A 779-nucleotide genomic window follows, 5' to 3' on the forward strand; every position below is an offset into this window, starting at 1 on the left:
CCAGCTTCCGGTTGCATCGATCAAATATTCGACCGTATTACCGCCACCGAGATACCAATCCTTCAGCACAACGCCATAGTCCATTGCACCATTGTCGTTGGCATCGGCGATATCGTAGAGGACCATATCGTTACCGTTTTGCATAATCATCAGATCCCAGACATAGGAGTTCTGGAAGTAGAGGGCATCGATCCCGCTGGTTTCATAAACAATCGACACACCAATATTGGCCGCCGTGCCCTGGTGGATGATAACATCATCGCCCGCGCCGCCGTTTACCGTGTCGGTACCGCCGCCGACATAGATATTATCATTGTCGGCACCGCCATCGATGATGTCGCTTCCAGCTCCGGCGTAGATCACATCGGAACCGACACCGCCGAGAATAATATCGTTACCGTCGCCACCCAGCAGATAGTCGTTGCCGGTTCCGCCGTCGATGTAATCGTTTCCGGTATCGCCGTTGATTGCATCGTCTCCGGAATCGCCGTATAGGACGTCGAACCCGTCACCGCCGGTGATTTCATCGTGCCCATCGCCGCCATAGACGGAGTCATAACCCAGGCTGCCGTGCAACGTGTCGTTGCCCAGCCCCCCAAGGATGGTATCGATCCCGCCATCGCCGGTAATTTCATCGTCGCCAGAACCACCAACGATGGCATCGTCACCGGCACCACCAGCGATAAGATCATTCCCGGCACCACCGTCGATCGAATCATTTCCGGCATCGGCGAACAGATTGTCATTCCCGGCTTCACCGAATAGCGCATCCTCGTCGG

Annotated in this window: 1 protein-coding gene; it reads right to left on the bottom strand. The window is 55.5% G+C overall.

Annotation, left to right across the window (positions count from 1 at the left end; translation table 11 throughout):
• Window positions 1–779, bottom strand: a 779-nt coding sequence (locus VZ95_RS19090) for a calcium-binding protein (protein WP_198148408.1), incomplete at both ends; no start/stop codon positions are given.

It is taken from the genome of Elstera litoralis, assembly GCF_000963705.1.
Classification (GTDB): Bacteria; Pseudomonadota; Alphaproteobacteria; order Elsterales; family Elsteraceae; genus Elstera; species Elstera litoralis.